This is a genomic window from Planctomycetota bacterium, from assembly GCA_026387035.1.
Lineage (GTDB): Bacteria > Planctomycetota > Phycisphaerae > FEN-1346 > FEN-1346 > JAPLMM01.
The window spans coordinates 1-7,383 of record JAPLMM010000040.1 but is presented as its reverse complement, the minus strand read 5'-3'; the positions used below and the strand labels follow the sequence as shown (position 1 = coordinate 7,383).

The window sequence follows — 7,383 nt, the reverse complement described above, 5'->3', positions numbered from 1 at the left end:
GGATGGCCTGTGCCCGCAACCCAAGACGCCGGAGGGTTGCGCGCAAGTCTTCGAGCGCACGGGCAGCCTGCTGCGCGAGGCGTTCGCCTATGCGCATCAGTTAGGTATCAAGACTTGCGTGGGCACCGAGACGCCCCTGGTCATTCCCAAGGATGTGCAGGATCGCCTGAAGGCCCTCGGCAAGGACCCCAAAGACAAGGCCGTCGTGCAGGAGGTATACGAGGGCATCTTCCGCCGCATCATGCAGGCCTATCCGCTTGATTATTACTGGTTCTGGACGCCCGAGTCGTGGACGTGGGGTGGTAACACGCCCGCGCAACTCCAGGCCACGCTCGACGATTTCACCGCCGCCATCGCCGCCGCAAAGAAGGTGGGCGCCCCGTTCACGCTGGCCACGTGCGGCTGGGTCCTGGGGCCGCAGGACGACCGGGCGAAGTTCGACACGTTCCTGCCGAAGGACATGCCCTTCAGTTGCATCAACCGCTCGGTAGGCAAGACGCCTGTTGACTCCGGCTTTGCGCGGGTCGAAGGCCGGCCGAAGTGGGCCATCCCGTGGATGGAGGACGACCCGAACCTCTGCTCCGTCCAACTCTGGGTCGGCCGCATGAGGAAGGACGCCGCCGACGCCCTGAAGTACGGCTGCACCGGCCTCCTGGGCATCCACTGGCGGACGCGCGTCTTGGGTCCCAACGTCTCGGCCCTCGCCCATGCCGCATGGGACCAGAGCGGCTGGAACAAGCCCGTCGCCGCGCCGCCGCCCGACCTCAAGGAAGGTCCCGAGGGCGGACAGGTCGCGGCGTTTCCCCAGAACACGATCGCCGGCACCGACGACCCCGCGCTGTACCAGACCGTGCGCTACAACCTGTCGGCCTACCACTTCAATCTGCCCCCGGGCAAGTACACGGTCCGGCTCCAGTTCTGCGAGCCGCACTACCAAGAGGCGGGCAAGCGCGTCTTCGGCGTTCGCATCCAGGATAAGCAAGTCATCGAGAACCTCGACATCTTCGCCAAGGTCGGGCAAAACAAGGCCCTCGACTGCACGTTCAAGGACGTGGAGGTGCGCGACGGCGGACTGGACATCGAGTTCGTGCCCGGGACGGAGTTCCCGAGCATCGCCGCGATCGCCGTCGAGGGTCCCGGCGGCACGAAGAAGGTCAACTGCGGCGGCCCGGCATACAAGGACTATGCTGCCGACCCGCCGGTCGCCGGGCCCGATACGCCCAAGGACAGGGTCCTCCCGACCGCCGATTTCTACCGCGACTGGGCGCTGCACCAGTTCGGCCCGGAGGTGGCCGACCGGGCCGCCGCCATCTTCGAGAAGGTCGATGGCTGCACCCCCGAACCCACCACGTGGGTGGACGGCCCGGGCGGCATCAAGCCGAACAACAAGCCCGTCGACGAGGTCCTCAAGGCCTACGCCTTCGTGGCGGACCTGGAGAAACTCCGGCCCGAGGTCCGCGGCGCGGGCAGCCTGGAGCGCTTCGATTACTGGCTCTCGAACTTCCGCTACATGATGGCCGCCGAGCGCCTGAAGTGTGCTTGGGGCAAGAAAGACGAGGCTGTCATGAAGCAGGCCCTGGCCGACCTGCACCGGCACCTCCTGGCCACCGTCACGACGCCCGGCGAACTGGGCACCGTGGCCAACTGGCAGCAGCACAACCTGCCCCGCCTCAACCTCCCGGGTCTGGAGATGGCCTATCGCGGCCCGGTGCGGGTGATCGTGCCGACGGTCCGCACGTCGCTCGATGCCGGCGAGACGCTTAACCTCAGGGTCATCATCCTCGCGGAGAAGCCGCCGAGCGCGGCAAGCGTGTTTGTGCGACCGCTTGGGAAGGGCGAGTTCACGCGGGTGCCCCTCGCCCACGTGGCGCGCGGCGTATACTCAGCCAGGATCACCCCGTCCGGCGGCGAGGACTTCGAGTACTACGTCGAGGCCGCGCCGGCCGAGGGCAACGCCGTCCGCTGGCCCGTCACGGCCCCGGGAACCTGCCAGACGGTGGTCGTAACGAATTAGGGGCGCGGCAACTAAACAGGAAAGCGAGGCAGCCCATGACTGTTCGCTGTCACCTCTTGGGAGGGATGCTGGTTCTCTGCTCCGTTGCCACCGCGTGCGCGGCGGCCGGGCCGGGCGGCATGAAGCCGGGCGGTGAGGGCCTCACCAGGTGACCAGCACTTCAATCGCCTTGTCCGGCGCGATCACTGTCTCGGAGGCCAGCGTAATCGTCAGCCGGCCATCATCCACTCCGTGCCCCGCGCCGACCGTTGCCCCGCCGATCTTCACGCTCACCCGCTTAGGCTGCGCCTTTTCCGGAATCGCCAGGGCCAGGGTCTTCAGGTGCAGCCGGCCCCTCTTGAGTTCCACGCGGGCCCGCAGCGCGGCCCCTTCACGTTTCTGGCTGAAGGTGCCCCAGCCCTCGGCCGCCGTGAACGCCGCTTTGAAATTTTCCGGCGTCAGCCTCGGCGCAAATCCGATGTGACCGTTCGGTCCGTGGTACTCGAATCCGGTGATGGCGATAAAGGCGCCGTATGCAGCCATGGCCCTGGCGTAATGGTCGCTGCACTCCACTTCATTGTACGGGTTGCGCCGTGACGGGGCATAGCGATCGTGGATGGTGCGGATGATGGCAAGGCCCTTTTCCACAAGATCGGGCGTGCCTTCGAAAATCATGTGGGATGCAACCTGGTATTCGAACCCCGTCATGCACTCGTTGAAGTAGGCCCCGAACCGTTTATCACCTGTCGCGAGAATGTCGGTATCGCCCTTTGGGAAGGTGCACATGATCAGACCGCCTTCTCCGGCCACTGCGTACCAGCGTCCATCTTTGAAATGTTCGCGAAAGGGGCCTACATCCGGCGTGAAGTTATACTTCCAGAGCGATTGCAAAGCCTGCCGGGTTTCCTTTTCCGGCAAGATGCGGCCCAAACCGACCTGATAAGCCCAGCTCTGCCCCATCACCTGGTCGATTTCGCAACCGTTTCCAGATCGGTTGGCTTTGGGATAGGCAGGATCAGGCTTATGAATGAAATACTCGCCGTTGAATAGCCGCTTCTTCAACTCCTCTCTGCCCCTCTCTGCAATCGCGGCACAGGTACGGGCAAAATCCGGCTCGCCCATAGTTTCGGCCATTTTTGCGGAGGCCTTCATCGCAGCAATGTACAGCGACGAAAGCCAGGAAGAGGGGCCGTACCAGGGGGCGTCAAGGGTATTATGCTGTTCCCCCTCCAGTATTCCGTCTGCATTGCCGTCTTGACGAATCATATAATCGATCGCCTTCCTGACCTGCGGCCACAGTTCTTTCAGGAATCGGTCATCCGTTGAGTTCAGATATTCCCGATACATGCAGAGGATACGGCCGCAGTGGCCATCGATAGCAATCCACTGGGATTCTCCACGAACGCGGATGCCCCCGTTGGAGTGCTGGCCAACGCTTGGGTTGAAATCGACATGTGCCCGAACAGATCGCTCCAGTTCCGGGAACAGCCTGCCCATGGCCTGGGCGTACTGCCACACATGAGTGCAGGTTCCTCCGCAGCAATAGGTTCCTTCCCATCCATAGAATCGGCCATTGTCAAACCAAGCCGTAGTCTGGGTCGCCAGGCAGTCTGTAGGGATCATCAAGCGGTCAAGCAGCCAGTAAGGCAGTGTGCTCTCATACCAGGTGTCGCGCCACAGCCGAGTGGCTCCGGTAAGTTCTTTGAACCGGCGCGCAACATCGGCCGAGACATCGCCCGCTCCGCCATAATGCGCGGCGTAATGCCGTTTCATCTTATTGAGGTTGGCAATTCTCGGTAAGGCCAGGTCCCGCTGCCGGCCATGGAATGCCAGCGATGGGAAATACCAACTCACCACATACTCGTATCGAGTCTCTTCACCCGGCTTGAGAATACGGGATTGCGCCATGGCCGCCACTGGAGTGCCTTTGCCTCCCGCTGATCGGGAATGGCCCGGCGCAATTGTCCCCAGTTCCGGGAAGATTGTGTCGGCAGCGGGTTTGTTCGTGAGTTCAAGGTTCACCTGCGCATTCGCGGCACCGTCCAACAGCATCAGCGCCATCGATCCGTGATCGTAGTCCTCATCGCCTACCGCTTTTTCCGAGACGACATCCGGTTGCGGCGTCTTCCGCTCCGCATCCTTTTCTGCCTGTCCGTCATTCCACGTACAGGTCATCAGGCTGTGCCTGCCCAGCGTCTGCCACTGATTTACCCGACAGCGCGAGTCCTTGTTCCCGGTGAAGCGGCGTACGGCGTTTTCCAGCCAACCGGCCACCGAAACATCGAGAGGCTTCTGACTGATATTCTTGACCTGGAACGACATGATGGTTGCCGGGATCGCGGAATCTTTCGCCTGGAACGGAATGAATGGACTGAACGCTTCGAGCACCACTTCCACCGGCAGTTCAGGATCACGGTACGTTATGGTGGCGATTGGGTACTCGCCTCGGAAGGTGATATCCTTGAACCCGGTCTTGTCCAAATTCCGCTTCCAGATCTTGTCGCCCGCCTTGATCTGTAACACAAAGCCCTGCTCTACAATCGAGTGCGGTTCAGGCTTCGTGACGTAATGAACGCCGTCGTACTCGTCGAACTTGCTGGTCGCAACCGGCCTGTTGAAGATGTCCCAGGCCCAGAGTTTACCATCACCTCCAACATAAAGTTGGCCACAGGCAATGCCGCCAATCGGCATGCCGATATACTTCAGTTCCTGCCCCGAACAACGTTCCGGCTTCCCGCGCGCGAAAAGGGACTTGACCCACTCGGGCGACAGTTTCTTGTCGGCCGGGACGAGTTTCTCCCAGTCCACGGCGCCGGGCGACTCGGCAGCGACCTCCTGCGACGCGAGGGCGGCGGCAGCGGCGCCGAGGCCCACGAATCTCAGGAAGTCTCGCCGGTTCGGCCCTGACCCGCAACATCCTGGTTTGTTGCAGCAAGGCTCGTTGTCTTCGGTCATGATTTTATGCCTCCTTGTCGCGTAGCGGTTCGGCCTGCCGTGCGCGGACCTTTCGCGTGCCGCCGTATGCGCGGGCATGGCGCCTGTCTCGCCGCGCAAGCATGCCCGGCAAATCCCGGGCCCAACCCCAACCCCAACGGGGCAGGCGGGGCAGGCGCGCCGGGACCGGGCGGCCGCCCTTGGTCATTTGCGGGGGACGTGCTCCAGGGACTGGCCCGGCCCGAGGGCCGCCGCCGGCGAGGAAGACTCCAGTTCGTAGAACGGGCCCAGGGGCTTCTTGCCCGGCGCGGGCGGACCGTCGTTGTAACTGTTGGCCACGTCGCCGGCGTACGGGTTCTTCTGGATCTCCCACGCGGAGTTGACGTAGTCCGCGGCGCCGGCCGGCAGGGTGAACTGCACCAGCGTCAGCACGCGGTTCGTGGCATCGTAACTGCCCAGGATGGGCTTGACGCGTTTCGGGCTGATGCCGATCTTCGCGCGGCACGCGCCGTCGGCGCTGAAGTACACCACGTTGTTCTTGACGACGAGGCGGTCGGCCGGCACCTTGCCGAAGTAGTCATCCTTGACGGGCGGGCCCAGTTCCGAGTCCGGCTCGCCGCCAGAGATGGGGATCACCATGGTCGTTGCCGGCGACGGGTTGAACATGCCCAGGATCCAGACCGAAAGCAGGCCCGTGTCCTTGCGCCACGGTTCTTTGCCGGCGTTGGTGATCGTGTTGGCGGACTCGTAGGCGACCATCCGGACGCCCGGCGCCGGCGCCACGCCCAGGAGTTTCCATGCCTCGGCCGCCGGCAGCACGCGGACCTGCCGCCGGATGTCCACGTCGAACTTCGTGCCGGAATAGTTCGTCACCTGGAACCGCCGGTGGAAGAGGACCGACGATGGCCCCTTGCCGGTCACGTCGAACGGTTCGGTGTCGATGGCCGGCGGCACGACCCAGTGGGCCAGGTCGAACGGCGCGCCCTTGGCGAAGTAGATGGAGAACTGACCGCCCTCCGGGCCCAGCCACAAACGCTCCTCGCCGCCGTACGGGTTGAAATGCTCAAGCGTCTTGCCCGAGGCCAGCAGGTCGCGGTTGATCCAGCCGAAACTCATGCCCTCCGGCCCCTCGGCCGTGCTGGTCATCACGCGGCCCTGGAGGGCCGGGACGACGGCCACCTGCGCCAGGCCCGACGGGTCGGAAAGCACCACCACCCCCCCGTGTTTCTCGAGGAAGGCCACGTCATCCTTGAAGGTTGTGCCGGTTGCCTGCGGGGTCGCATGCGGCCGGCCGCAGCCTGCTACGAGCAGTGCCAACGTTACGCCCAGGGCGATTCGCATCACGGTCGTTCTCTCTTTCTGGGTTCGTGCACGTGCAACAGCCTATGCCGCGCCCGACAGGCCGGCAGGGCCGTCCTGGAACCGGAGAAATCTTCCGCCCCCGTTGGGGCCGCCCGCGGGCGCCTACTTGGCGGCCTTGATGGCGTCCCGCAAGCGCTGCTCGGCCTCCGCCGTCCAGTAGCCGCAATTCAGTTCCAGGAACACCGAGGTGTATGGCAAGGTCATGTGGGTCTTGAGGATCAGGACGCGGAACACCTCGCCGGCCTTGTCCAGTTTGGCGATGATCTCTTCGTGCGGGAGCGAGTTGACGGGGTGCTTGCCCAGCACGGCCGCCAGTTCCTTGCGATAGGCCGCGATGCCGGGGGCGTCCTTGTCGGAGACCAGCGGCAGTTCGGCATCGAGGTGCACGACGGGGCGGACATGAGGCGAGGCGTCCAGGGCGGCGAGCACCGCCTTGACGACCGCCGCCTGGTCGGCCCCCGTGTAGAGCGTCTCGATGCCGGCCCGGCTTTGGGCCGGGTAGGCGGAATCGGCGATCACGATCCAGTTGCGATGGCCCAGGACGGGCAGTTCATCGGACAGTTTCTGTCGCCAGTTGCCGGCCTGGCACCCGGCGACCGCCAGGGCCGCCGCCACGGCCAGCAGGCCGATTCCGTGGGTCCACATTCTCGGATCTCCAGCCGAAAGTGTGTGCATAGGTCTCCCTTTCCTGTCCGTCCGCCGCCACGACTTCGCTGTGGGTGGGATGCACGGCTTGTCGTCGGCGCTCGCTTGTTTCGGCAGGGCCGGCGCGATCTTCTTGAGGCCTGGGCCGAACTTTTCGCTCGCCGGGCGCTCAGCGTTTCCGCAGGTCCTTGACCTGGTCTTCGAGGTTTTCGACGCGATTCTTCAGCGTCTTGATCTCGCGCTTCTGCGACTCGGTTTCCTGCCGGAGCCGGTCGTTCTCCGCCGTCAGGCGCAGCACCTCGTTCTGGAGCGCCTCCTTGTCCATCTTTTCGACGCGCTCGCGGTCCTTCGGAGCAGGGGCCGAAGAGTAGCCCGAGTCGCCGATCACCACCAACGGTTTGCTGGGGGCGAAGCAGCCGGCCACCAGAATGAGGAACGCCTCCAGGATC

Annotated in this window: 5 protein-coding genes; 1 reads left to right on the top strand and 4 read right to left on the bottom strand. The window is 64.1% G+C overall.

What is annotated here, in order from left to right; all coding sequences use genetic code 11:
• Nucleotides 1-2,014 (top strand): malectin domain-containing carbohydrate-binding protein (locus tag NTX40_01210; GenBank protein ID MCX5647708.1); only part of this gene is annotated, 2,014 nt, incomplete at its 5' end.
• 141 nt (nt 2,015-2,155) lie between these two features.
• Here the strand turns inward: NTX40_01210 and NTX40_01205 are convergent.
• From NTX40_01205 to NTX40_01190, 4 genes are all read right to left on the bottom strand, one after another.
• Nucleotides 2,156-4,948 carry a GH116 family glycosyl hydrolase gene (locus tag NTX40_01205; GenBank protein ID MCX5647707.1) on the bottom strand — a complete coding sequence of 931 codons (2,793 nt, stop codon included), beginning with the start codon at nt 4,946-4,948 and terminating at the stop codon, nt 2,156-2,158.
• A 183-nt stretch (nt 4,949-5,131) separates the two neighbouring features.
• Nucleotides 5,132-6,271, bottom strand: coding sequence for a hypothetical protein (locus tag NTX40_01200; GenBank protein MCX5647706.1), 1,140 nt, complete (start codon nt 6,269-6,271; stop codon nt 5,132-5,134).
• Nucleotides 6,272-6,391: 120 nt separating this feature from the next.
• The gene (locus NTX40_01195) at nt 6,392-6,934 is read right to left on the bottom strand and encodes a hypothetical protein (protein ID MCX5647705.1); all 543 of its coding nucleotides are present in this window, start codon (nt 6,932-6,934) and stop codon (nt 6,392-6,394) included.
• Between the two features lie 169 nt (nt 6,935-7,103).
• A partial coding sequence (locus NTX40_01190) for a hypothetical protein (protein MCX5647704.1) occupies nt 7,104-7,383 on the bottom strand: 280 nt, incomplete at its 5' end.

Excerpts from the sequence above, each read along its gene's own strand:
- NTX40_01195 (MCX5647705.1), bottom strand. The coding sequence starts at position 6,934 with ATGTGGACCCACGGAATCGGCCTGCTGGCCGTGGCGGCGGCCCTGGCG.
- NTX40_01205 (MCX5647707.1), bottom strand. The coding sequence starts at position 4,948 with ATGACCGAAGACAACGAGCCTTGCTGCAACAAACCAGGATGTTGCGGG.